Origin of the sequence: Nitrosophilus kaiyonis, from assembly GCF_027943725.1 — a bacterium.
Lineage (GTDB): Bacteria > Campylobacterota > Campylobacteria > Campylobacterales > Nitratiruptoraceae > Nitrosophilus_A > Nitrosophilus_A kaiyonis.
Map to the genome: position 1 here is coordinate 1,516,991 of NZ_AP025696.1, position 25,212 is coordinate 1,542,202.

The window sequence follows — 25,212 nt, forward strand, 5'->3', positions numbered from 1 at the left end:
TAAATCCTTTAAGATTTTTTTCTTATAATACTTAAAATGATATTTAAAAAGGTTTAAAGTATGTATGATTTTAGTGAATTAGCTGAACTTATAAATATAAACTCATATACAAAAAATAAAGATGGAGTTGATAAAAATGGACAAATAATGAGAGAAAAGTTTGAAAAACTTGGATTTAAAACAACTGTTTATAAAAGAGAAAATATTGGAAATCATCTTCTTTTTCAATCTCCAAAAAAAGATGGAAAAAAAATGCTTTTACTTGGTCATTTAGATACTGTATTTCCGCTTGGAAGTTTTGAAGAGTTTAGTGAAGATGAAGAGTGGATTTATGGGCCTGGGGTTTGCGATATGAAAGGCGGAAATATGGTTATGGTTGAAGCGTTAAGAAGGCAGAAGGAAATTTTTAATATAGATGTTTTGCTTGTTAGTGATGAAGAGACAGGAAGTGAGGATTCAAAAAATCTTACATATAATTTAGCGAAAAATTACGATTACTGTTTAGTTTTTGAAGCTGCTGGAAAGAATGATGAGATAGTTACCGCAAGAAAAGGAATAGCAACATTTTATATAGATATAATTGGAAAAGCTGCTCATGCTGGAAACTGCTATACTCAAGGAGCAGATGCAAATCAAGAAGCAGCTCATAAGATTTTAGCACTTTCTCATTTAACAGATTTAAATAATCATACAACTGTAAATGTTGGGAAAATTGAGGGTGGAATTGGAGCAAATACTATAAGTCCATATGCAAAATTGATTTGTGAAGCAAGATTTGTAAGTGCTAAAGAGAGAGATAGAGTCTTTGATGAGATAAATGAGATAGTTAACACATCTTTTATTAAAGATACAAATTCTACATTAAGTGGCGGACTTCAAAGAGATGTTATGGAAGAAACTAGTGAGCAGTTAAATTTTATAAAAAAGTTAGAAAAATGGAGTGGAAAGAAACTACTCACAGAAAAAAGAGGCGGAGGAAGTGATGCAAACATTGCAGCCAGTGCTGGATGTATTACTTTAGATGGATTTGGTCCATATGGAGATGGAGATCATACTATTCATGAAAGAGCAAGCAAAAAAAGTTATATTGATAGAATAGAATTAGTTAGTAAAATATTTTCAGAATTTATAAAAAATTAATAATATAGAATATATTATTAAAATTTATATTTAAATAATTTTGTATTAGTCTTTTTTCGTGGAAGGACAGAATGGGGGTTGATATTAAAGGTTTTATAAAAAAAGAGATAAAAAAAGAGTATTTTAGATTTTGGATAGTAAAGAAAAATTGGAAATTTCTTTATAAAGGGTTAAAATCACTTCTTAAAAATAAGCCAAAAGCAGGTGAACTGGAAGAATTTGGTAAAGAGTGTTATGAAAACTCTATTCCTTTTGGAGAGATTTCAATTTTTTTAGATATTTTTTCCAAAAAGCTAAGTGAAAATGAGAAAAAAAATCTTGATAAAAACAAAAATAGTTTTGCAAAAGGGTATATTGATGCAAGACTTCCAAATGAAATAATAAATTTTACAAATCAAGTTCACAATAATGGAATTTTTGTATCAAAAGATAAAATTATTATCTCAAAATATTTGACTTTCTGGCTTATAGAGTTTATAGAGCATATTTTATATCATACACCTGCTCCAGAAACTTCGGAAAAGAAAAGCGATTTTGGCAAATGGCTAAAAGAGTATAAAGGTGTATATTTTGATGATGAAAAGATAAAAAAACATTTTATAACTCTTAGCTCGTCAATGCATCATACAGCTGCGGATGCAATATTTTTTTATCATGAAAAAGAATATTTTTATTTTGTTTTGTTATATCTTGATATGCTCTCTTTTGCGCTTCAATTGCAAGGACTTTTAAGTTCACTGTTTCTTGAGGAAAAACTTCTATCTTTATATATTGATCCAGTTACTGAAATTCCAAATAGATTTCAACTTCAAAAAGATTTTAAAATTTTTAAAAATCCAACTCTGCTTTTGGTAAATATTAGAGATTTTTCTAAAATAAATGCAATTTATGGAAATAGATTTGGAGATAGTGTATTAAAAATAGTTGCTAAATTTATTGAAACATTAGATATTATAAAAGTTTATAGAATTTTTGCAGATGAGTTTGCTATTCTTGTAGACAGTGATAAACTCGCAAAAAAAGTATTTAATGATCTTGATGAGAAAATTGTTTTAAAAGAGATAGGATATACAGTCTCTTTTTATGGTGCATATAAAAAATTGAGTGAAACTGCTCTTGAAGAGTGTGAATATGCTCTAATTAATGCTAAAGAGAAAAAACTTGTTAATGCTGATGAGATAAAAGATTTGATAAACCAATACAAAAATGAACTCTCTTTAACTAATATTTTAAAAGCATCTTTAACAACCGATTCAGTTGTCCCATTTTTTCAGCCGATATTTGATTATAAAAAAGGTAAGATTAATAAATATGAGTGTTTAATGAGAGTTATTGAAAAAGATAAAATATTAAATCCAGGCCAATTTTTAGATGATTTAAAAAAGATGCCAATCTATTCAGAATATACTAAAACAATATTAAATAAAAGTTTTGAAACATTTAAAAATACAAAATATGAATTTTCAGTAAATTTTTCTGTTTTAGATATAGAAAATATGTACACTGTTTCTTATTTAAAAGCTTTAATAAAGCAGTATCCAGAAGTTGCAAATAGATTAACAATTGAGATAACTGAATCAGAAGCCATTAAAAACTATAAAACTATTAACAATTTTATAAAAGAGATTAAAAATTACGGAGTAAAAATTTCTTTGGATGATTTTGGTACAGGATTTTCAAATTTTTCACAGATATCAAAGCTTGATTTAGATTATGTAAAAATTGATGGGTCTATAATTTCAAATATTTTAAATGATGATAAAGTGAAAAAAATATTTTATTCTATTTTAGATCTTGCAAAAAGTATGAATTTAAAAACGGTTGCTGAATTTGTATCTGATAAAGAGATTTTTGAATTTTTAAAAGATAGTGATGTTGATTTGGCTCAAGGATATTTTATAGGAAAACCTGAGCCAAAATTACAAGAGAATTAGATTTTATAGCCTAATTCTCTTGCATATCTTTTTATATTTTCAAGCCTCTTTTCAATAGGTGGATGAGAAGCAAAAAGATCTAAAAATCCAACAATCCCAAATGCTTTCATATTAGCTGGAAGAGCAACCTGCTCTTTTGGGATTTGTCCAAGTTTAGCAAGAGCATAATATATCCCTTGAGGACCATCGAGTTTAACAGCTCCCTCATCTGCTCTATACTCTCTATATCTGCTAAACCACATAGCAAGCATAGTTGCAAAAATTGTTAAAACTATCTCAAGAGCAAAACTTATAGCCATATATGCCATTGGTGAAACATTACCTTCTTCATCTTTTGGTGCAATAATTTGTGCAATGAGTCTTGAGAAGAAAAATACAAATGTATTCAAAACTCCTTGTAATAGCGTCATTGTTATCATATCGCCATTTTTAACATGGCTAATCTCGTGAGCCAAAACTCCTTCAATCTCCTCTTTTTCCATCAGATCAAACATAGAACTTGATACTGCTACAAGTGCATCATTTCTATTCCATCCAGTTGCAAATGCATTTGGTGGACCATCAAAAATACCAACTTCTGGCATTCCAATACCAGCCTCTTTTGCAAGTTTTTCAACAGTTTTTACAAGCCAGCCTTCTATTGGATTTGCAGGCTCATCTATAACTCTAACTCCCATTCCCATTTTAGCCATAGTTTTAGACATAAATAGGCTTATCAAAGCTCCGCTAAATCCCACTATAAAAGATAGTATCAATAAGCCACTAATAGTTTGTTGATCAAGCCTTAAGCCAAAAACAGCTTCAAGTATAAAAATAGTTAAATAAATTGATGCCATTACGGCAATATTCATCAGCAAAAATAGGACTATACCCATATCCCCTCCTAATTTTTTTATAATTTTATCGAAAAAAATGGTTAATTTTTACAACAAATGTAGTATTAATAAAAAGTATTAAAAGAGTTTTTAGTCATCAAAGGGGAAAATCCCCTTTGTTATTTAAATTTTAAAGATTTTATCTCTTATCTCTTTTGTAGCTTCTACCATATTTTTAAGAGATGGAATGACTTCTTCCCACTTTCTTGTTTTTAAGCCACAATCTGGATTTATCCAAAGCTGCTTAGCTGGTAAAACTTTTAATCTATCTTCAATCTCTTTTACAATCTCCTCTTTTGTTGGGACTCTTGGTGAATGAATATCATATACACCTGCTCCAATCTCTTTTTTATAATTATATTTTCTAAAAGCTTCAAGGAGTCTATTGCCATTTCTTGCAGTTTCTATTGATATTACATCTGCATCCATAGCATCAATTGTAGGCATAATATCATTAAAATCGCTATAACACATGTGAGTATGAATCTGTGTTTGAGGTTTTGTAGGAGCTGTTGCAATTTTAAAGCTTGTAACTGCCACTTTTTCATAATTTTCTCTATTTTCTTTTCTTAGGGGATAGCCCTCTTTAAAAGCTGCTTCATCTACCTGAATTATTTTTATTCCTGCTTCTTGAAGATCTTTTACTTCATCAGAAATTGCCAATGCCATCTGTTTATAAACATCTTCTTTATCTAAATCATCTCTTACAAATGACCAATTTAGCATTGTAACTGGACCTGTTAACATTCCTTTCACAATTTTTGAAGTTAAACTTTGTGCAAATTTGATCCATTTAACTGTCATAGGTTTTGGCCTACTTATATCACCAAATATAATTGGAGGCTTAACGCATCTACTTCCATAACTTTGTACCCATCCATTTTCACTAAAAGTAACACCATTTAACATTTCTCCAAAATATTCAACCATATCATTTCTCTCAAACTCTCCATGTACAAGTATATCAAGCCCTATCTCTTCTTGAATTTTTACACAATACTCAATAAACTCTTTAATTTTATTCTCATACTCCTCTTTAGAGATAATGCCCTCTTTATAATCTTTTCTTACCTTCCTTACATCATGAGTTTGTGGAAAACTTCCTATTGTAGTTGTAGGTAATATTGGATATTTTAATATTTCATGCTGAATTTTTAATCTATCTAAAGCTGGCATTGAACGTTCAAGTTGCTCTTTTGTTAAATTTTTTAAACGATCTTGAACCTCTTTATTGTGGATTTGAGTAGAAGTGACTCTTTTTGCATTTGCTATTTTATTTTTTTCATAAAGCTCTTTATCCTCTTTAAGTTCTATTTCTCTATATAGTTTATCAATAATTCTAATTTCATCAAGCTTTTCATTTGCAAAAGCAAGCCAGCTTTTTATATTTTTATCTATCTTTTTTTCATATTTTAATGTATATGGCACATGCAATAGTGAACAACTTGTTGAAACTATCACTCTATCTTTTTCTATTGGTAGAGTATTTAAAAAAGCAATTTTCTTATCAATATCACTTATCCAGACATTTCTGCCATCAACAACACCAGCAATCAGTATCTTATTGCTTTTTGCAATATTTTCAACACTATCAATATTTTTTGGACCATGAACAAAATCAAGACCTATTCCATATATTGAACTATTTAGCAGAATTTCCACTGCTTCATTTGCTCTTTCAAAGTAAGTTATAACAAAACTTTTTATTTCATTAAAATTAAGTTTATTATAAGCAATTTTTAAAGCCTCAAGCTGTTTAGGAGTTGGATCTTTTACAAGTGCTGGCTCTTCAAATTGAATATATTCTACACCATTTTCTTTAAGTTTAATAATGGCTTCATTATATATATCAACAAGTTTTTCAATGAGATCTAATGGATCGCTTCCATCAATAGTCCTTGAAAAGCTAAGAAATGTAACTGGACCTATTAAGTTAACTTTAGTCTCAATTCCCTGCTCTTTTGCTTCAAAATATTCATTTAAAACTTTTTTTAGATTTAGTTTAAAAGTTTGATTTTTTTGAAGCTGTGGCACAAAATAGTGATAATTGGTATTGAGCCATTTAGTCATAGGAAGAGCTTTATGATTTTTATCTCCTCTTGCCATTGCAAAATATCTATCTATTCCATCAATATCTTTATACTCATCTGGTTCACAACCAAGCATAACAATCATATCTATCATCTGGTCATAATAGCTAAAATCGTTTGAACTAATATATTTTATGCCTGCTTTTTTTTGATAATTCCAGTGGCGAGTTTTTAACTCTTTTGCAACTTTTTCAACTTCACTAAAATCTACTTCTCCTCTCCAATACTTTTCTAAAACAAATTTTAATTCTCTCTTTTCACCAATTCTTGGGTATCCAATAACATAACTCATAATATTCTCCTCCATTATATAATTTAATTTTGTTAAAAATTGTTCGAGTTCGGAACTCTAAGTTAATATTTTTTAATATGATATATTTGGAGGAGCAAGACCAGATTTTGTATATCTGCAAGAACAAAGTTTTGGTTTATGAATACGAGAATATGAAAGTACTCTTTTAGCTCTTACTGAAAAAAAGATATTACAATAACAAGGTTTACTATTTTCATCTAAATTTATCTCTTCACAAGGAGGTGGATCATCATTTGAAGATAATATTTTAAGCGGATTTTTATATGAACATATTATTACTTTTCTCTTTTTTTGTTTTATAAAACTTACAGTTGCTGTAATTGCCTGTAAAGAGAAATATTTTTTCTTAAATCCAGTTGCTATCATTTCTTACTCTCAAGAAATCTCTCAAGTATTAAACTTGCGGCGATTGAGTCAATTTTCCCATCTTTTTTATGACGAAACTGCCCTTTTGTCATCTCTTTTGCTTCATAGGAAGTAAAACTCTCATCAATATAAAAAATTTCTCCTTTAAAATCTAAAAGTTTTACAAAATGTTCAATCTTTTTTTTCATTACCTCTTCACTGCTACCACCAAGGGGAACACCAACAACAAGAGTATCAATTTGCCACTCTTTTAAAAACTTTTTTACCTCATTTGCAGCTTGTTCTCTATTTTTTCTTATTATTGCATTTTGAGGTAGTACTATTTTTTTATCTAATGAGATTGCAAGTCCTATTCTTTTTTCTCCAACATCTATCGCAGCTATTTTCATATTTATCCTCTTTTTAGTTGGGAAATTGTATCAAAAAATAAAACATATTTTAAGTAAATATTTGATAAAAACTTAAATCTTTTTTAATAGGAGTTATATGTTTTATAATAAAAATATTATTATATTTGATTTAGATGGAACATTAATAGATAGTGCTTTAGATTTAGCGGATTCAGTCAATTTTATGTTAAAAAAGTTAAATAGAGAGCCTTTTAGTGAAGATATTATAAGGTCATGGATAGGTAATGGTGCTCAAATTTTGGTAAAAAGAGCATTGTGTGGCAAAAAAGATTATGAAAATGTTGATGAGAAAATTTTTAAAGAGGCTTTAGAAATATTTTTAGAATATTATGAAAAAAATCTAACAAACAGAACAACTCTTTATCCAGATGTTAAAGAGACTCTTGAAATTTTAAAAGAAAAAGATAAAAAGCTATCAATTGCTACAAATAAACCTACAAGATTTATTGAGCCAATTTTAGAATATTTTGATATGAAAAGATATTTTGATATCTATCTTGGAGGGGATAGCGTTCAAAGGAAAAAACCAGATCCTCAAATGCTTATAAAGATATGCGATTTTTTTAAAGTAAAAAATCAAAATACATTGATGGTTGGCGATTCTATAAATGATAAATTGGCCGCAAAAAATGCAAATATAGATTTTTTAGCCTTGACATATGGATATAATGATGAAGATCTTGGAAAATTTAAAATTGATGAATTTAAAAAGATAGGAGAATTAGTTTGAAAAAAGTTGCCATTATTGGTGGTGGTGTTGCAGGGGTGAGTGCAGCTATTTTACTTAAAAATGCAAAAATTACTCTTTTTGAAAAAGAAAAAAGTTTAATAAGTGGACCTCCATTTTGCCATCTACATGCAGGAGGAAACCTATATCCAGATATCTCTATAAATCAATGTATAAAGCTTTTAAAAGAGTCTATCGATTTTGCAAAAACATATCCATTTTGTTTAGATTTTAGACCAACTATAATTGCTTTTCCAAAAGATTATGAAAAAGAGCCAACTTTTCAGATAAAAAGATTAGAGATTTTGCAAAAAGAGTATAAAAAATTGATAAATTTAGATGAAAAAAACAGTATTTTAGGTGATTCAAGAGAGTATTTTAAGCTATATCACAAAAAAGATTTAGAAAAATTAAGCAAAAAAGAGATCGTAAAAAATCCTAAAAATTTTGATGATTGGATTATTCCATTTGCAAAATATGTAGATTTAGATAATTTACAATATCCAGTAATTATTGTTAATGAGTTTGGATTAAATATTTTTAGATTAGCTGCCGGTACAAAAATGATTTTAGAGAAAAAAGATAATGTAGATTTAAAATTAAATACAAAAGTAATAGATATAAAGCAAAAAGATAACAGATTTGTTGTCTCTTTTTTAAATGATGGCAGTATAAAAACTGAAACTTTTGATTTTATAATAAATGCTGCCGGATTTAGAAGTGGAGAGATTGATGATTTATTGAAACTAAAAAGAGAAAGATTTGTAGAATTCAAAGCTGCGTATGTAACAAAATGGGACAGTAGTATAAAATGGCCTGAGATTATATTTCATGGCAAAAGAGGGACGCCAAAAGGAATGGCTCAATTTACCCCATATCCTAATGGATACTTTCAATTACATGGAATGAATAAGGAGATAACTCTATTTAATGAGGGATTAGCTAAAAGCTCAGAGAGTAGTTCTCAACCAAAATTAAAAAGAGTATTTTTAGAAAAAATTGAAAAAGGGTGGGATGAAAAAATAGCAATACTAAGAGGTGAAAATGCGATTAAACATTTTGAAAAATTTATCAAAAAATTTTCAAATGAAGCAAAAGCCACAAAAAAGCCTCTTTTTGGAGCACAGCAAATTCCAGGAAATGACCCAGAATTAAGAGCTGCAGAAGTTAGTTTTGAAAAAAATTGTGCAAGATGTGAAATAGTAAAAGTCTCATCAGCTATCCAAATGGTAAAAAATATAGCAAATGAGTTTGGATTGGAGATTGAAAATATAGATAAATTTTTAAAAGATTTAGATTTAAAAAAACTAAAGAAAAAAGCAAAAGAGATAGCTAAAGGGAGAGGTTATCCTCAAGATTTAGGAGATATTACAACTTCAAATAGACTATTTTCCTAAACAAAATTCACCAAACATTTTATCTAAAAGTTCGCTACTTTCCATTGGTCTTGTAATAGAAGAGATAGCTTTTATTGCATCATTGATATGGTATGCAAAAATTTCTAATTCACCATTTTGTAGCGGTAAAAATGCTTCTTGAATAGAAATAAGCGCATTTTCAACAGCATCTGTTTGTCTTTTTGAAATCAGCAATACTTCATCATAAGATGAGTAAGAATTTAAAAGATTTTCTAAAACTTTTATAAGTGGAGAAATATCTTTTTTAACACTTAGGTTTATAGGTTTTAACTTTTCAACAGTTTCATCGAAAAATTTTTGAGGCAAATCAGATTTATTTAAAACTATAATAAAATCTTTTTCATCTTTATATTTTTTAATTAAATCTATTATTTTTTCATCTTCATCATCTTTTTCTTTACTTGCATCAAACATAGCAATAATAATATCACTATCTTCTATTGCTTTTATACTTCTCTCAATACCAATTTTTTCTATTACATCTTTTGCTTCTCTTATTCCTGCAGTATCAACCATCCTAACAAGATGGGTACCTATCTTTACATTCTCTTCTATAGTATCTCTTGTTGTTCCTGCAATTTCACTAACAATAGCTCTCTCATAACTTAATAGCTTATTTAAAAGTGAGCTTTTACCAGTATTTGGCTTTCCTATAATTGATATCTTAAAACCCTCAATTAAACCGCTTCTTCTTTTACTTGCATTTAAAGTATTTTGTAGCTTTTTTTGTAAATCATTTAATTGATTTTTTATAGAATCTACTAAATCTTGAGGCAAATCCTCTTCAGCATAATCAATATTTACTTCAGTATATGCAAGTATTCTAATAAGGGACTCTCGTATATCTTCTATATAATTTTTTAACTCACCTTTTATCTGTTTTGCTAAAATTTTTGCCGCATCTTCACTTTTTGCTTCGATAAGTTTTGCAATAGCTTCAGCTTCAGTTAAATCAATTTTTCCATTTAAAAATGCTCTTTTACTAAATTCTCCAGGCTCAGCTAATCTTGCTTTATTTTTTATAACAAGATCTAAAATTTTTTTTGCAATAACTATACCGCCATGACATTGGAATTCAACTATATCTTCGCCAGTAAAAGAGAAAGGTGCTTTAAAATATATAACAATAGCCTGATCAACTATTTCATTTTTTTCATTATATAGAGTTGATAATGTAGCATATCTGGGTTTGAAGTCACTTTTTTTAGTGATTTTTTTTGCAATTTCTAAAGATTTTTTTCCACTTACTCTAACAATTGCAATTGAGCCTATTCCATGACTTGTGGCTATAGCTACTATTGTGTCATTATTCATTTTTTTTGTTAAACTCGTTTACTATTATATATTTTTCTCCATTTCTTGTTGTTCTAATAGCAACATATTTGTTTGGAAATGTTTCTCTTAACTCTTTTAATGCAATTTGAACTAAAACTCCATCAAGCACTTTTGTTTGCCCTCTGCCCTCTTTTTTTATTTTTTCTATTAACGGCTTTAAATAATTTTTAATCATCTCTTCTTGAGATTTTAAAAATTCAGCTATTTCGAGTCTAATTTGTAGATTATATTTTGAATTTATCCAATTAAAAAGCATATATGAAAGAGCTTTATATCTGTATCCCTCTTTTCCTATAAGCAGTGCTGAATCTGGTCCTTTAAATTCTATTAAAAGAGTATTTTCATCAAATGGCTTTACAATAATTTTTTCTATATCAAAACATGCTTCTTTAAAAAGGTCATTAATCTCTTCTTCTATTTTTTGAGCAATATCTTCAATTGTCTCTTTTTCAGTATAAAACTCTTCGAATTCCTCTTTTATTTTTGGAAGTTCACTTTTTTTCTCTTCTTTTATCTTTTTTTCTATTTTTTCCTCTTTAGGAATTTTAACCTCTTCTTTTATCTCTTTTTTTTCTTCTATTGTCTGTTTTATCTCTTTTTTTACCTCTTTTTCAATAGGCTTTTCTTCTGTTTTAATAGTTTCTTTTTCAATTTTTTCTACAGATTCTTCAACTACTTTTTCTTTACATGAAGCTAAGATAACTGCATTTTTCTTTCCGAAACCTAAAAAACCTTTTGAGGGACGCTGTATTACTTCAATTTCCAAATCTGTTATAGAACAACCAAGCTCTTTTGAAGCTTTTTTGTAAGCTTCTTCTAAAGTAGGAGCTTCAATTCTTTTGCTCATTAAGCTTCCTTTTTAACAACTTTTCTATTTTCAAATGCTTTGTTTACAATAAGTTGCTGAATGATTGATAATATATTATTTACAAACCAATATAAAGTTAAACCTGCTGGAAATGTAATAAAGAAAAATGTAAAAACAATCGGTAAATATTGAAAGATTTTTTGCTGCATTGGATCTGTAATAGTTGTTGGTGTTATCTTTTGATGTATAAACATTGTTGCACCCATCAAAATTGGTAAAATAAAATATGGATCCATTGCACTTAAATCTTTTATCCACAATATCCACTCAGCACCTTTTAATTCAATAGCATTTAAAAGTACTCTATATATAGCAAAAAATACCGGAATTTGCAATAGAAGCGGCAAACACCCTCCCATCGGGTTTGCACCATGCTTTTTATATAATTGCATCATATGAGCATTAAGTTTTTGTGGGTCACCTTTATATTTTTGCTGTAACTCTTTTATTTTAGGGGATAGCTCTTTTAATTTTTGCATAGAGACCATTCCTTTAAAAGTTAAAGGAAACAGAACAATTCTAATAAGAATAGTTAAAATAACTATTGCCCATCCCCAGTTACCAACTGCATTATATATAGCTAATAAAATTTTAAACATAGGTTTTGCAATAAATGTAAAAAATCCATACTCTATAACTGAAGTTAATTCTGGATTGATTGAGTTTAATATTTTATAATCTTTTGGACCAACATAACCGTTTATATCAAACTCTTTTTTACCCTCAACAAATAATATTGGATTTTCCTCTTCATCCTTGGAAACGATAACATCTAAGCCATTTTTTAAATCATAAAGAAATGTTGTATAGTATCTATCCTCAGCAGCCGCAATTTTTGCTTTTCTAAAACTTTCAGTTCCTTTTGCATCTCCATCATCTATCATTGTAATAGTATCATCAGCCTCTTTTATAAGAACACCATGAAATGTATATCCATCAACTCTAACATTTGGTCTAAATCCAGGTGAAATAAAATATTTTTTATCACTGCTTAATTTCACTTTTAAATCGTAATGGCCATCAGGATATATTTTTATCTCTTTGTTTACAGTTGTTGATGATAGCTTTTGTGTAAGTTTTATTGAAACCGGAGTATTATCAATATTTATAGAAGTTTTATCACTAATATAAGGAGTTTTAAATGCTTCACTATTTAAACTTTCATCAGAAAATCTAATCTCAAGTGGTTTTGGAAGTTTTTTATCATCAAAAAGTTTTATATGTTCACCACTTTCAGTAACAAATCTTTTATCTTTTAATATTATCTGTTTAATTCTTCCTATTTTATCAATAAACATTGTAAAATGTTTAGATTCAACTTTTACTAAAGTTTTATCGAACTCGCTACTATTTGATAAATTTTCTTGGACTTTCTCTTTTTCCATTGAGGCTTTATTTGTTGATTGTTTCGCAGTTGGAGCAGATTTTTCAATAGTGGTATTTTTTTCAGATAATTTTGTATTTTTTTCATTCTTTGGCATAAAAAAATAGTCATAAATCAAAAAAACTCCCAAAGATAAAACTATAGCAAGAATAACCCTTTGATTGGTATCCATTTTTTCAAACATCTTTTTCCTTTTTGAGATAAATATTTTTAATAAGATAAAAATGGTCTTTTTTATTTGTAGGTACTAACCAATATTTTATTTTAACTCTCTTACTCTTTAACTTTTTTACTTTCTCACTTTCTAACTTTCTGATTACAATCGGATATTCTATCCCACCACTAAATAACTGATTACATCTTAAAATTCTCAAAATGATAAAAAAAAGAGCTTTTATTATATTTTCGTTTTCAACTCTCCATTTTGCATATTCTGAACATGTAGGATAGTATCTACAACTACCTGGCGATAAAATCGATAAATATCGCTGATAAAAATGCAACAATAAAATAAAAAACTTTTTTAGCATCTATTTGGTTACTTTAAAAATAAGTTTTTCAAAAACTTTTTTCAATTTTTTAAAATCTGCATCTAATATATCTTTTTTAGCGACAAATATATATGTTCCAGTAGGAATTTTATCTGAATATAAAAGAAACAGAGCCCTAAGTCTTCTTTTAGCTCTGTTTCTTTTAACAGCATTTCCAATTTTTTTACTGGAAACAAAACCAACTTTTTTATCTCTGGTTTTTTTATAAAAAATTACAAAATATTGTGAATGAACAGCTTTTGAATTTTTATAGATATAATTAAACTCTTTACTGCTTTTTAAAGTTATAAAATTTTTTAAACTGCCAATCTTTTTCTTCCTTTTCTTCTTCTTGCATTTATAACTTTTCTTCCATTTTTACTTCTCATTCTAACTCTAAAACCGTGTGTTCTTTTTCTTCTTGTATTGTGTGGCTGATATGTTCTTTTCATACTTTCCCCTTCTTAAATATTTTTGAAGGCAAAGTTTACTAAATATTAGCTTAAATTCTTTTAAATATCTTCCAATAATACACCAATAATATCGCTCATTGTGATTATTCCATATAATTCATTATCATCTACTACCAAAACTCTTTTTATACTATGTTGTACCATCATTTTTGCGACATATCTCATTTCCAGTTTTCTTGTAACGCTAATGGCTGGTATTGTTGCTATATCATAAACATTTAATAGATCAATATCTCCCTCTTGAGCAACAATAGCTTGAAGTATATTTTTAAATGTCAAAAGCCCATAAGCTCCATTTGGCGAGTTTTTATCAACAATCACTGATTTTATATTATATTTTTTCATAAGCTCAAGAGCTTTTCTAACAGGAGCTAATTGGTCCACTATAACAAGCTTATCCTTTGGTGTCATAATCTCTTCTACTAACATAATCTCTCCTTTTAAATTTGACATTAGACAATAGTCATTAGTCATTAGTCAATAGTCAATAGTAATTGGTTGCTTTACTTCTTATCCCATTTATTATCTTAATTCTCCAATTTCTAACTTTCCAACTCTCTCAATTTCTCAATTAACTATTATTAAATCCTACCACTGACCAAATGACTAATGACTAAAGACTAATGACTAATGACTAATGACTAAAGACTCCTCCCTCACCTAAAGTATCGTTTTTATTTCACTTTCAAATTTATGCAACTCCTCTTTATTTATTCCTATTACGTGTTCTAAAGGAAGAGTAAAAATGACAGAGCTATTTTCGGTATCTTCAACATTTAATCCATCTTTTAATGCTCGCATAACTTTTAAAGATAGTTTTCTTGGCAAAATAAAGAGTAAAACTGACATAGCCTCTTCTAAAGTTACTCCAAAAAATATCTTTTTCTCTTTAAGCCCAATATTTTTACCACTAAGAATCGTTACTGCCCCAGCTCCAGCATTTTTAGCAATCTCTACTCCTTTTTCTTCCATATCATTTGGAATAATTGCAACAAGTGCCACAAATTTCATCTTTTATCCTTTCTTTTAAATTCTGCATAAATCCCATAACCCATAACAGTTATCATCGGAAAAAGCGAAGCAAAAGCTATGAGTCCAAATCCATCAATCAAAGGATCTCTTTCTGGAATATTTTGCGCAAGTCCTAAACCAAGAGCAGCAACAAGTGGTACTGTTACTGTTGATGTTGTAACTCCTCCGCTATCATATGCAATTGGAATAATATATTTTGGAGAAAAATATGTAAGAGCTATAACAATTATATATCCAGCAATTATATAGTAGTGCAACTGCCCACCTGTTACAATTCTATATGCACCTAAAGCTATTCCAATAGCAACTCCTAAAGCTACGAAAACTCTAAGAAGTAAAGAGTTAATTTTGTTTTCGCTTACCTCTTGAGCTTTTATGGCTATGGCTAATAAAGCTGGTTCAGCCATTGTGGTTGAAAATCCAATTAAAAAGGCAAAAATATAAATTAAAAAGATTTTTCCAGTAGAGGTTAATTGAAATGCCAATGTTTCGCCTATTGGAAAAAGCCCAATCTCAAGTCCTAAAATAAAAGCATATAATCCTATAATAACCAAGATTATTCCAAAAGATATTTTATGAATATGAGGAAGAGGTTTTTTTATAATAAAATATTGAAAGAACAGAATTACACCAAGAATTGGCAAAATATCTTTTATAACAGAAATTAAATCAAAAAATATTTTTTTAATATCAAAATGGCTCTCACTTACAACTTCTTGAGAAATAGCTTTTGCAATTGTGATAATTTCAGTGGTTTGTGAGCCAAAATATGAAGCAATAATTCCATAAATTTGAACAAATATCATAGGTGTTAATGATGCAAAAGCAATAAGCCCAAATCCATCAATAATTGGGTTTCTTCCTTTTATACTTGATGAAAGTCCAATACCAAGAGCAGCAACAAGAGGAACTGTAACTGTTGAAGTTGTTACTCCACCACTATCATATGCAAGCCCAACAATCTCTTTTGGAGCAAAAAAAGTTATAAGAACAACTAAAATGTAACCTATAATTATGTAATATTGAATAGGATGTCCTATAATTATCCTAAATACTCCCAAAGCTATTGCAAAACCAACAGAGAATGCAACAGTAAGCCTTAAAAAAAATGCATCAATTTTACCTTGACTAATAACCTCAGATTTTTGAGCAATAGCGATAAGAGCAGGCTCAGCAATTGTTGTTGAAAATCCAATTAAAAATGCAAAAAGTAAAAGCCAAAATAGACTACCTTTTTTAGCAAATTCAATTGCGAGATTTTCACCAATAGGAAAAATTCCAAGTTCTAAGCCTCTAATGAAAACTGCCAATCCAAAAGCAACTATAATTAATCCTATAATAATTGAGAGAGAATTTTGAGGAATTTGTCCAATAATAAAAAATTGAAAAATAGCCACTACTATAACTATGGGCAATAAATCTTTGAAAGAGTTTTTTAAATCAAGTAAAAATATACGGAGAATATCCATAAAAATTCCTCATTTAATAACTATGCTATGAAAGATTTTATATAAATTATGATTTAAAAAGGAAGAGTTTTAATAGTAGAAGAGATAGATTAAAAATATTGTTACATATTAACAACCTACCAAAAGGTAGGTTGTTTTATTAAACTCTTTGACCATTAACGATAGTCACTATTTGATCACCTTCAGCATCAAATTTAACATTATCACCCTCTTTGACTTTATCTTCTAAGATAAGTTCAGCCAATGTGTCTTCAACTAGTTCATAAAGAGCTCTTTTTAATGGTCTTGCACCATAAACTGGATCAAATCCAGCTTTTGCAACTAATCTTTTTGCACCTTCAGTTAACTCTATTTTTATATCTCTCTCTTTTAATTTATCTTTTATTTTTTCAAACATAATATCTACAATTTTCACAATCTCTTGCTCTCCAAGAGGATTAAATATTACAATATCATCAAGTCTATTTAAAAATTCAGGTTTAAAATATCTTTTTAGCTCATCTTTAACAGCTTTTTCTCTATCCTCTGGATCACGAAACTCCATAATTTTATCACTTGCAATGTTACTTGTCATTATAATAATAGTATTTCTAAAATCAACTGTAACACCCTTATTATCAGTTAATCTTCCATCATCAAGAACCTGTAACAAGATATTAAATACATCTGGATGAGCTTTTTCAATCTCATCAAATAAAACAACACTGTATGGCTTTCTTCTAACAGCTTCAGTTAACTGACCACCCTCTTCATATCCAACATATCCAGGAGGTGCACCAACAAGTCTTGAAACCGCATGTTTTTCCATATATTCACTCATATCAATTCTTATGAGTGATTTTTCAGTGTCAAATAGAAATCTTGCTAATGTTTTAGCTGTTTCAGTTTTACCAACACCTGTTGGTCCCAAAAACATAAAACTACCAATTGGTCTATTTGGTTCAGATAGTCCTGCTTTATTTCTTTTTATAGCTCTTGAAACAGCTTTCAATGCTTCATCTTGTCCAACAACATATTTTCTTAGCTCATCTTCAACATGCAAGATTTTTTCTTTTTCGCTTTGAAGCATTTTTGTTACAGGAATTCCTGTCCATTTGCTAACAATTGCAGCAATCATCTCTTCATCAACAGCATTTTTAAGAAGAGTTCCAGCCTCTTGCATCTTATTCCATTGTTCATTTAACTCTTTAAGTTTATTTTCTAAAGCTGGAATTTGACCATACTCAATTTCAGCTGCTTTATTGTAATCACCCTCTCTTTTAGCCTTTTCAGCTTCAAATTTTTTCTTTTCAATATCTTCTTTAATTTTTGCTATCTCTTTAAAAACTTTCTTTTCATTTTCAAACTGGCTCTCTAATGCTCTTTTTTTCTCTTCTAAATTGGCAAGCTCTTTTTCTATTTCGTTTAGTCTCTCTTCATTTTTTTTGTTTTTCTCCATCAAAAGAGCCTCTTTCTCAACAAGAAGTTGTTGAATCTCTCTTTTTACTTTACTAAGTTCAAATGGTTCAGACTCAATTTGCATCTTAAGTTCAGCTGCAGCCTCATCTATTAAGTCTATTGCTTTATCTGGAAGATATCTATCTGTAATATATCTTGCACTAAGTTTTGCAGCTGCAACTAGTGCACTATCAAGTATTTGAACATTATGATGAGCTTCTAGCCTCTCTTTTAATCCTCTTAATATTTGAAGCGCCTCATTTATACTTGGCTCTTCAACTTTTACTGGTTGAAATCTTCTTTGAAGTGCAGCATCTTTTTCAAAATATTTTCTATACTCTTTTAAAGTAGTTGCACCAATTGTATGAAGTTCACCTCTTGCAAGAGCTGGCTTTAGTATATTTGCAGCATCCATACTGCCCTCACCTGCTCCAGCTCCAACTATTGTATGAATCTCATCTATAAAAAGTATAATATCACCGCTCTGTTTTACTTCATCAACAACAGCTTTTAATCTATCTTCAAATTCGCCTCTATATTTTGCTCCTGCAATTAAAGCTGTCATATCAAGGCTAATCAATCTTTTATTTTGAAGACTTATTGGAACCTCTTTATTTACAATTCTTTGAGCAAGTCCTTCAACAATAGCAGTTTTACCAACACCAGGCTCACCAAGTAAAATAGGATTATTCTTTGTTTTTCTTATTAAAATTTGCATTACTCTATGAATCTCTTCATCTCTACCAATAACAGGATCAAGTTCGCCTTCTGCAGCTTTTTTTGTTAAATCTATTCCATACTTTTCTAATGCTTCTAAAGTTTCATCAGCTGTTTGCTTATCTATCTTTTTACCACCTCTCATAGCTTCAAGAGTCTTTTTAAGCTCAAATAGATCAACATATTTTCCAAGAATTTCTTTAAAAGTAGAGTTATCTATATTTGCTTCTATCCAAGTATCAACTGCCAAATATGAGTCTCCATTTTTTACCATTTGACCTTCAGCTTTTTGAAGGCTTTCAGCTAAATTTCTTGATATTTTAATATTCTCTTTTGTAATAGTTGATACTTTTGGAAGTTTATCAGCAACACTTTTTGCTTCAAGCTCAATTGGAGCCCTATCAATATTCATTTTATTTAATGCTTGGGTTAAAATTGATGAGCTATCTGTTAGCATAGCCCAAATCATATGTGCAACATCAACTTCTGGATTTTTATTGTGAAGTGCTAAGCTAACTGCACTATCAATAGTCTCAGTCATTTTGTGGGTAAGTTTTTCAAATATATTACTCATACCCTTTCTCCTTTAATTTTAGTTTTGTGTTATTATACAACTTTAGTCTATTGTTGTCAAGTTTATTTAGTTGTATTGTTATATAGTAAATTTATTTGCACTTACTTTTCTTACTTTCTGCTTCCTTCAGCTTTATACTTTAATTCTAACTGCATACTTGTTTCATTTCGCTCTTGTTAACTTATCAACTATCCCTCTTCACAGCTTCACTGCTTTACGGCTTATCCTCTTATATCTTTATGCCTTCTCTCTTTAAACTAATAATAGAGTTTAGCCAATTTTTATTAAATATTAATTATAATCATAAAAACTTTTTTAAAGGTATCTTTTTAAATATTGGAGAAACAAATAATGATAAAAATGAGATATTTAACAGCTGGTTTTTTAGGAAGTTTAGTTTTAAGTTATTCTCTTATTCAAACAGATTTGCATGCAAAAAGTGAAAATGATTTAAATATTACTTCAAGACTTCAATCAATTGCAAAATTTACAAAAGTAGTTGGAACAGTTGAAAAATATTATGTTGATCCTTTAACAATTGAAGAGATTATAGATAAATCTATTGCTGGACTATTGAGTAATCTTGATGCTCATTCATCTTTTTTAGATAAAAAACATTATAAAGAGTTAAAAATTCAAACTGAAGGTGAATTTGGCGGTCTTGGTATTACAGTTGGTATCAGAGACGGGGCATTAACTGTAATAGCACCTATTGAGGGAACTCCTGCATATAAAGCTGGACTTAAAGCTGGGGATATAATATTAAAAATAGATGACAAATCTACAATTGATATGACTCTTGATGAGGCCGTTAGCCTTATGAGAGGAAAACCTGGTACAAAAATAGTTTTAACAATAGTTAGAAAAGGTGAAAACAAACCATTAAAATTTGAAATAGTAAGAGATATCATTAAAATCGATTCAGTTTATGCAAAACATATATTAAATGATGATATTTTGTATCTTAGAGTTGTCTCTTTTGACAAAAAAGTTGTTAATGATGTAAAAAAATATATAAAAGAAAATGAAGATAAAACTAAAGGTATAATTTTAGATCTAAGAAACAATCCAGGTGGTCTTTTGGATCAAGCTGTAGGATTAGTTAATCTTTTTGTTGATAAAGGAGTTATTGTTTCACAAAAAGGAAGAATAAAATCTGAAAATAGAGAGTATAAAGCAACAAAATCTGGAACTTACAAAAATATTCCTTTGGTAGTACTTGTAAATGGTGGAAGTGCAAGTGCAAGTGAAATTGTAAGTGGATCACTTCAAGATCACAAACGTGCTATTTTAGTTGGAGAAAAAACTTTTGGAAAAGGTAGTGTACAAGTAATATTGCCAATCGATAAAGATGAAGCGATAAAACTTACTATTGCAAGATATTATCTACCAAGTGGCAGAACAATACAAGCTTTAGGTGTTACACCAGATGTAATCGTTCATCCTGGAGAATTAAAAATAAAAGAGGATGAATTTATGCTAAAAGAAGCTGAACTTAAAAAACATCTAAAAAGCGAACTTGAAAAAATTGAAGGTAAAAAGAAAAAGAAAAAAGAGAAGAAAAAAAGTGAAGATGGTTTAATTTTAGAAAAAGATCTTTATAAAGATGCTCAATTAAAAGAGGCAACTGATATACTAAAAGCATTAATAATTCTAAAATCAAAAGGATAAAAATGGAAAAAAAAGAGCTTTTATATGAAGGAAAAGGAAAAAAGATATTTTTAACTGATAATGATAATTTTTTAATAGCTGAATTTAAAGATGAATTAACAGCATTTGATGCAACAAAAAAGGGTTTTGAAAAGGGAAAAGGTGCATTGAATTGTCAAATAAGTTCAGAACTTTTTGAATTATTGGAAAAAAATGGAATCCCAACTCATTTTGTTAAAAAACTTAGTGATAATGAGATGCTTATAAAAAAAGCAGATATGATTGCTATTGAAGTAGTTGTAAGAAATATAGCCACTGGATCATTAACTAAAAGACTCGGAATTCCTGAAGGGAAAAAGCTTCCATTTGCTTTAGTTGAATTTTATTATAAAAATGATGAACTTCATGACCCATTAATAAATGATGAACATGCTTTAATTTTAGAATTGGCAAAAGATGAAGCTGAACTTGAAGAACTAAAAAGATTAGGAAGAGAAATCAATGTTATATTAAAATCTTTTTTTGATAAAAGAGATTTAATATTAGTTGATTTTAAAGTTGAATTTGGAAGAGACAAAGAGGGGAAAATTATTTTGGCTGATGAAATTAGCCCTGATAGTTGTAGATTTTGGGATAAAAAAACTGGTGAAAAACTTGATAAAGATAGATTTAGACAAGATTTGGGAAATGTAAAAGTTGCTTATGAAGAGGTACTTAGAAGGATAGTTGAGTAAAGGGTTATTAGTCATTAGTCATTAGTCATTAGTATTATTAGTTAAAAAATTTATATCGAAAAGTTATAAAGAGGAAAGCAAAGAAGCTATAAAGCATCTAATTCCTAATGACCAATATCAAATTATATTAAAGGATAAATATGAAAGCTATTGTAGATATCTATTTAAAACCTGGAGTGTTAGATCCTCAAGGTAAAGCAGTTCATCATGCTTTACAATCTCTTGGATTTAATGAAGTTGAAGATGTAAGAGTTGGGAAACAGATAATTCTTACTTTAAATGAAGAAGATGAAGAAAAGGCAAAAAAAAGAGTTGAAGAGATGTGTGAAACTCTTCTTGCAAATACAGTAATTGAAGATTACAAGATAGAGATTGAAAAATGAAAGTAGCTATTATTAGATTTCCAGGTACAAACTGTGAATTTGACACAGATTATGCTTTTAAATTAATTGGTGCAAAAACTGAGATTATTTGGCATAAAAATGAATCCTTACCAAAAGATACAGATTTAGTAGTGCTTCCAGGTGGATTTAGCTATGGAGATTATCTAAGAAGTGGCGCAATTGCAAGATTTAGCCCAATTATGAAAGCAGTAAGCAAATTTGCCAATAGTGGTGGATATGTATTAGGTATATGTAATGGATTTCAAATATTATTAGAGTCTCATCTTTTACCTGGTGCTATGAAAAGAAACGAGAATTTACATTTTATCTCTAAATTTCAATATATAAAAGTAGTAAATAACAATAATAAATTTCTATCTAAACTAAATCAAGATGATATATTAAATATTCCTATTGCTCATGCAGAAGGAAACTATTTTGTTAATGAAGAAAAATTGAAAAAGATGTATGATAATGGGCAAATTATATTAAAATATTGTGATGAAAATGGAGATTATGATAATCCTAATGGAAGTATTGACTCCATTGCTGGTATATGCAATGAAAACAAAAATGTTTTTGGTTTAATGCCGCATCCTGAGAGGGCTTGTGAAAAGATACTTGGTAGCGAAGATGGAATAAAAATGATAAAAGGATTTATAGATTAAAAGAGTTATTTTATTTTTATCACTATTTATTATATCTATTTATCATTTAGCAGCAGAGGATTTTTCTTCAAATGAAAAATACCTCTATCTCTCTTATCATAAAATACCTAAAAAAATTTTTGTAAACCAAATTTTTCCAATTTCAATAAAGATAATAGTAACTGAAGATAATTATGAAGAGTTGTCTTACAATTTTGAAAATGGCGAAAATATCTTGCCAATATATACAGATGAACCTGAAAAAGTCGAAGGTATTTATATTTACAAAACTTTCTATTTTAAAGCTCTTTCAACCGATATTACAATCCCAAATATAGTTGTTTATTTAAAAATTGATGATTTTTCTCCAATTAAAAAGGAGATTTTATCTGGAAAAAAAATTAAAGTAATAAAACTTAATCCTCCAGAAAATTACTGTAATGTAATAGCAAAAAATCTTGAAGTTAAAAATTTTCAAGCACTTCAATATGATAAAGAGAAAAATCTTATAATTATGGATATTGATGCAAATCTATCAAACCTTGAAGATTTTCATCTAAATTTTGTTGAGGATGAAAAAATTGAAGATTTTAATAGAAGTGCAACTTTTTCCAAAATGACCTATTTTGCTAAAATTCCTAAAGATATGAAAAATTTTGAATTTTCATATTTTAATAATAATAAAAATGTGTTTGAAAAATTTAAAAAATTTATAAATGTAAAAGATGAAACAGTAAGTACTCAATCAGACATAAAACCAAATGAATCTTCACATAAAAATATAAAAATTATTATTCTTTTATCTATTGCGGTTATTTTTCTTATAATTGCAATATTTAAAAAATCTATTTTTTCAATACTTATTGCTCTTTTGTTTGCTGGATATGCAACCTATTTAGCAATACCTTTAGAAGAGGTATGCGTAAAGCAAGATAGTGAGGTAAGACTTCTACCTACCAAAAATAGTACAATTTTTTATAAAACAGACGCTAATTTTAAAACAAAAAAATTAAATCAAGTAAATGGATATATTAAGATTGAGCTACCAAATGGGAAAATAGGATGGGTAAAAGATGAAAATATTTGCCAAAATTAGAGGTTTATATGCAGCAATAGTAATTATTATATTAGTTACATTTAATATTTTTGCTTTTTTAATTTTTCCAAAAAAATATTATAAAAAAATCAAAATATTTTTTACAAAAATTATATTGAAACTTATTGGAATAAAAATAGTAACTGAGGGAAAACCAGATAAAGAAGCAAAGATGATAATAATGAATCATTCAAGTTTTATTGATATTCCAGTAATAGAAGCAACTTATCCATATGATATGGTATGGATAGCAAAAAAAGAGCTCTTTGATATTCCTTTTTTTGGACTACTTCTAAAACTTCCTGAAAATATTAGACTTGATAGAGAAGATAGAAAATCTTTAATATTTTTGCTAAAAGAAGCAAAAGAGAAAACAAAAAATAAAACTATTGCTATTTTTCCTGAAGGTACAAGAGCAAGAGGAGAAAAACTTTTACCATTTAAACCAGGGGCAAAAATAATTGCTGAAAAACTAAAACTGAAAATCCAACCTGTAATAATAATATGTGCAAGAGATAGATTTGATAGTAAAAAATTAGAACTAAATCCCGGTATTATAAAAGTTAAATATTTAGATAGTTTTTATCCAGATCCTAAAAAAGAGTGGCTTAAAGAGTTAAGAGAGACGATGCAAAAAGAGATAAATAAAGAAAAAGCTAATCTCTGACCAGCATAATTATATTATCACTACACCATTTTGCTAAATTCAAATCATGAGTTATAAGCAATATTCCTACTTTATCAAGTAAAGATACTAATAACTTCATAACTTGAAGCTGGATAATATTGTCAAGAGCAGATGTTGGCTCATCTGCTAAGATAAGATCTGGTTTCATCATGATTGCTCTTAAAATTGAGCATCTTTGCAGCTGTCCACCTGATAGCTCATGAGGTACTTTATATAAAAGCTCTTTTTCAATATTCATTTTTAAAGCATTTTTTTCAATATCTTTTATATCACATACATCAGCAATTTGATCTATTATTTTGTATGTGGGATGAAATGATGTATAAGGATCCTGATAAATTTGAGAAAATTTTTTTACTTCTATTTCTCCAGAAATAGGTTTTAAAAATCCAGCAATTAACTCAAAAAGTGTGCTTTTGCCTATACCGCTTGGTCCTACAATAGATACAATTTCACCTCTTTTTATCTCTAAAGAAAAATTTTTATACAAAAGTTTATCTTTTGTATATCCAAAGGTTAAATTTTTTATCTTTAAAACTTTTTCCATTAAGCTTTTTTAACAAATTCACTTTTTAGTTTCATAGCACCAATTCCAGGAACCTTACAATCAATATTGTGATCACCTTCACAAAGTCTTATATTTTTAACTTTTGTTCCTGCTTTTATTGTAGAAGAGCTACCTTTAACTTTTAAATCTTTTGTAACTATAACATCATCACCATCTTTCAAAATATTTCCATGAGCATCTTTTACAACTAATCCCTCTTCTTTCTTTTCGGCTTCTTCTTTTGTAAATTCATAACCACATTCTGGACAAATAAGTAAATTTCCATCTTCATAAACATATTCACTACCACATTTTGGACATTTTGGCAAACTCATACTTTTCCTTATTTTTTTATTTATTATACAAAAGAGTAGC

Annotated in this window: 26 protein-coding genes; 10 read left to right on the forward strand and 16 right to left on the reverse strand. The window is 28.5% G+C overall.

The genetic code is table 11. From position 1 onward, the window contains the following. Window positions 1–60: 60 nt before the first annotated feature. Entirely contained in the window at window positions 61–1,140 is a 1,080-nt protein-coding gene (locus tag QML81_RS07960) for a M20 family metallopeptidase (protein ID WP_281950898.1), read from the forward strand. 71 nt (window positions 1,141–1,211) lie between these two features. Next, window positions 1,212–3,074 carry an EAL domain-containing protein gene (locus tag QML81_RS07965; protein WP_281950899.1) on the forward strand — a complete coding sequence of 621 codons (1,863 nt, stop codon included), beginning with the start codon at window positions 1,212–1,214 and terminating at the stop codon, window positions 3,072–3,074. On the opposite strand, the gene htpX is transcribed toward QML81_RS07965, so the two are convergent. From htpX to ruvX, 4 genes are all read right to left on the reverse strand, one after another. Further along, the gene (gene htpX, locus QML81_RS07970; protein WP_281950900.1) at window positions 3,071–3,949 is read right to left on the reverse strand and encodes a protease HtpX; all 879 of its coding nucleotides are present in this window, start codon (window positions 3,947–3,949) and stop codon (window positions 3,071–3,073) included. The genes QML81_RS07965 and htpX overlap by 4 nt on opposite strands. Before the next feature lie 123 nt (window positions 3,950–4,072). Beyond that, window positions 4,073–6,331, reverse strand: a complete 2,259-nt coding sequence (gene metE / locus QML81_RS07975) for a 5-methyltetrahydropteroyltriglutamate--homocysteine S-methyltransferase (RefSeq protein WP_281950901.1) — start codon at window positions 6,329–6,331, stop codon at window positions 4,073–4,075. Between the two features lie 72 nt (window positions 6,332–6,403). Beyond that, window positions 6,404–6,718 carry a hypothetical protein gene (locus QML81_RS07980; protein WP_281950902.1) on the reverse strand — a complete coding sequence of 105 codons (315 nt, stop codon included), beginning with the start codon at window positions 6,716–6,718 and terminating at the stop codon, window positions 6,404–6,406. Next, window positions 6,715–7,107 (reverse strand): Holliday junction resolvase RuvX, encoded by a 393-nt coding sequence (gene ruvX / locus QML81_RS07985; RefSeq protein WP_281950903.1) that lies wholly within the window; start codon window positions 7,105–7,107, stop codon window positions 6,715–6,717. The genes QML81_RS07980 and ruvX overlap by 4 nt, the downstream gene beginning before the upstream one ends. A 97-nt stretch (window positions 7,108–7,204) precedes the next feature. Between ruvX and QML81_RS07990 the strand changes: the two genes are divergently transcribed. After that, window positions 7,205–7,858: a phosphoglycolate phosphatase gene (locus QML81_RS07990; RefSeq protein ID WP_281950904.1), complete on the forward strand. Its 654-nt coding sequence runs from the start codon at window positions 7,205–7,207 to the stop codon at window positions 7,856–7,858. Continuing rightward, window positions 7,855–9,252: an FAD-dependent oxidoreductase gene (locus QML81_RS07995; RefSeq protein WP_281950905.1), complete on the forward strand. Its 1,398-nt coding sequence runs from the start codon at window positions 7,855–7,857 to the stop codon at window positions 9,250–9,252. The genes QML81_RS07990 and QML81_RS07995 overlap by 4 nt, the downstream gene beginning before the upstream one ends. Here the strand turns inward: QML81_RS07995 and mnmE are convergent. The 10 genes from mnmE to QML81_RS08045 all read right to left on the reverse strand — a co-directional run bounded on the left by mnmE (window position 9,241) and on the right by QML81_RS08045 (window position 19,092). Next, entirely contained in the window at window positions 9,241–10,587 is a 1,347-nt protein-coding gene (gene mnmE / locus QML81_RS08000) for a tRNA uridine-5-carboxymethylaminomethyl(34) synthesis GTPase MnmE (RefSeq protein ID WP_281950906.1), read from the reverse strand. The two genes, QML81_RS07995 and mnmE, sit on opposite strands and share 12 nt — an antisense overlap. After that, the gene (locus QML81_RS08005; protein WP_281950907.1) at window positions 10,580–11,455 is read right to left on the reverse strand and encodes a Jag N-terminal domain-containing protein; all 876 of its coding nucleotides are present in this window, start codon (window positions 11,453–11,455) and stop codon (window positions 10,580–10,582) included. Before QML81_RS08005 ends, mnmE begins: the two co-directional genes overlap by 8 nt. Continuing rightward, complete coding sequence (yidC, locus tag QML81_RS08010) at window positions 11,455–13,044, reverse strand: membrane protein insertase YidC (protein WP_281950908.1); 1,590 nt, start codon at window positions 13,042–13,044, stop codon at window positions 11,455–11,457. The genes QML81_RS08005 and yidC overlap by 1 nt, the downstream gene beginning before the upstream one ends. Then, on the reverse strand, window positions 13,037–13,390 hold the full coding sequence (gene yidD / locus QML81_RS08015) for a membrane protein insertion efficiency factor YidD (protein WP_281950909.1): 354 nt from the start codon (window positions 13,388–13,390) through the stop codon (window positions 13,037–13,039). The genes yidC and yidD overlap by 8 nt, the downstream gene beginning before the upstream one ends. After that, window positions 13,391–13,720, reverse strand: coding sequence for a ribonuclease P protein component (gene rnpA / locus QML81_RS09210; RefSeq protein ID WP_345741171.1), 330 nt, complete (start codon window positions 13,718–13,720; stop codon window positions 13,391–13,393). It abuts the gene before it with no gap. Next, window positions 13,708–13,842: a 50S ribosomal protein L34 gene (gene rpmH, locus QML81_RS08025; RefSeq protein WP_281950911.1), complete on the reverse strand. Its 135-nt coding sequence runs from the start codon at window positions 13,840–13,842 to the stop codon at window positions 13,708–13,710. Before rpmH ends, rnpA begins: the two co-directional genes overlap by 13 nt. A gap of 60 nt (window positions 13,843–13,902) precedes the next feature. Next, on the reverse strand, window positions 13,903–14,292 hold the full coding sequence (locus QML81_RS08030) for a CBS domain-containing protein (RefSeq protein WP_281950912.1): 390 nt from the start codon (window positions 14,290–14,292) through the stop codon (window positions 13,903–13,905). A 231-nt stretch (window positions 14,293–14,523) separates the two neighbouring features. Then, a complete protein-coding gene (locus QML81_RS08035; RefSeq protein WP_281950913.1) occupies window positions 14,524–14,874 on the reverse strand; it encodes a hypothetical protein in 351 nt (116 codons plus the stop codon). Continuing rightward, entirely contained in the window at window positions 14,871–16,364 is a 1,494-nt protein-coding gene (locus tag QML81_RS08040) for a DUF1538 domain-containing protein (protein ID WP_281950914.1), read from the reverse strand. The genes QML81_RS08035 and QML81_RS08040 overlap by 4 nt, the downstream gene beginning before the upstream one ends. Window positions 16,365–16,503: 139 nt before the next feature. Beyond that, window positions 16,504–19,092 (reverse strand): ATP-dependent Clp protease ATP-binding subunit, encoded by a 2,589-nt coding sequence (locus QML81_RS08045; RefSeq protein ID WP_281950915.1) that lies wholly within the window; start codon window positions 19,090–19,092, stop codon window positions 16,504–16,506. A gap of 351 nt (window positions 19,093–19,443) precedes the next feature. Here QML81_RS08045 and QML81_RS08050 point away from each other — a divergent pair, with 351 nt between their 5' ends. The 6 genes from QML81_RS08050 (at window position 19,444) to QML81_RS08075 (ending at window position 24,269) form a co-directional block, all read left to right on the forward strand. Continuing rightward, window positions 19,444–20,763, forward strand: coding sequence for a S41 family peptidase (locus tag QML81_RS08050; protein WP_345741143.1), 1,320 nt, complete (start codon window positions 19,444–19,446; stop codon window positions 20,761–20,763). 2 nt (window positions 20,764–20,765) lie between these two features. Next, window positions 20,766–21,476 carry a phosphoribosylaminoimidazolesuccinocarboxamide synthase gene (gene purC / locus QML81_RS08055; protein ID WP_281950917.1) on the forward strand — a complete coding sequence of 237 codons (711 nt, stop codon included), beginning with the start codon at window positions 20,766–20,768 and terminating at the stop codon, window positions 21,474–21,476. Between the two features lie 140 nt (window positions 21,477–21,616). Beyond that, window positions 21,617–21,859: a phosphoribosylformylglycinamidine synthase subunit PurS gene (purS, locus tag QML81_RS08060; protein WP_281950918.1), complete on the forward strand. Its 243-nt coding sequence runs from the start codon at window positions 21,617–21,619 to the stop codon at window positions 21,857–21,859. Beyond that, window positions 21,856–22,527: a phosphoribosylformylglycinamidine synthase subunit PurQ gene (gene purQ, locus QML81_RS08065; protein ID WP_281950919.1), complete on the forward strand. Its 672-nt coding sequence runs from the start codon at window positions 21,856–21,858 to the stop codon at window positions 22,525–22,527. The genes purS and purQ overlap by 4 nt, the downstream gene beginning before the upstream one ends. 181 nt (window positions 22,528–22,708) lie before the next feature. Beyond that, complete coding sequence (locus QML81_RS08070; protein WP_281950920.1) at window positions 22,709–23,602, forward strand: hypothetical protein; 894 nt, start codon at window positions 22,709–22,711, stop codon at window positions 23,600–23,602. Then, the gene (locus tag QML81_RS08075) at window positions 23,580–24,269 is read left to right on the forward strand and encodes a lysophospholipid acyltransferase family protein (RefSeq protein WP_281950921.1); all 690 of its coding nucleotides are present in this window, start codon (window positions 23,580–23,582) and stop codon (window positions 24,267–24,269) included. Before QML81_RS08070 ends, QML81_RS08075 begins: the two co-directional genes overlap by 23 nt. On the opposite strand, the gene QML81_RS08080 is transcribed toward QML81_RS08075, so the two are convergent. Both QML81_RS08080 and QML81_RS08085 read right to left on the reverse strand, forming a co-directional pair. Beyond that, complete coding sequence (locus QML81_RS08080) at window positions 24,259–24,837, reverse strand: ATP-binding cassette domain-containing protein (RefSeq protein ID WP_281950922.1); 579 nt, start codon at window positions 24,835–24,837, stop codon at window positions 24,259–24,261. The genes QML81_RS08075 and QML81_RS08080 overlap by 11 nt on opposite strands. After that, entirely contained in the window at window positions 24,837–25,172 is a 336-nt protein-coding gene (locus tag QML81_RS08085; protein ID WP_281950923.1) for a zinc ribbon domain-containing protein YjdM, read from the reverse strand. The genes QML81_RS08080 and QML81_RS08085 overlap by 1 nt, the downstream gene beginning before the upstream one ends. Window positions 25,173–25,212: the final 40 nt, after the last annotated feature.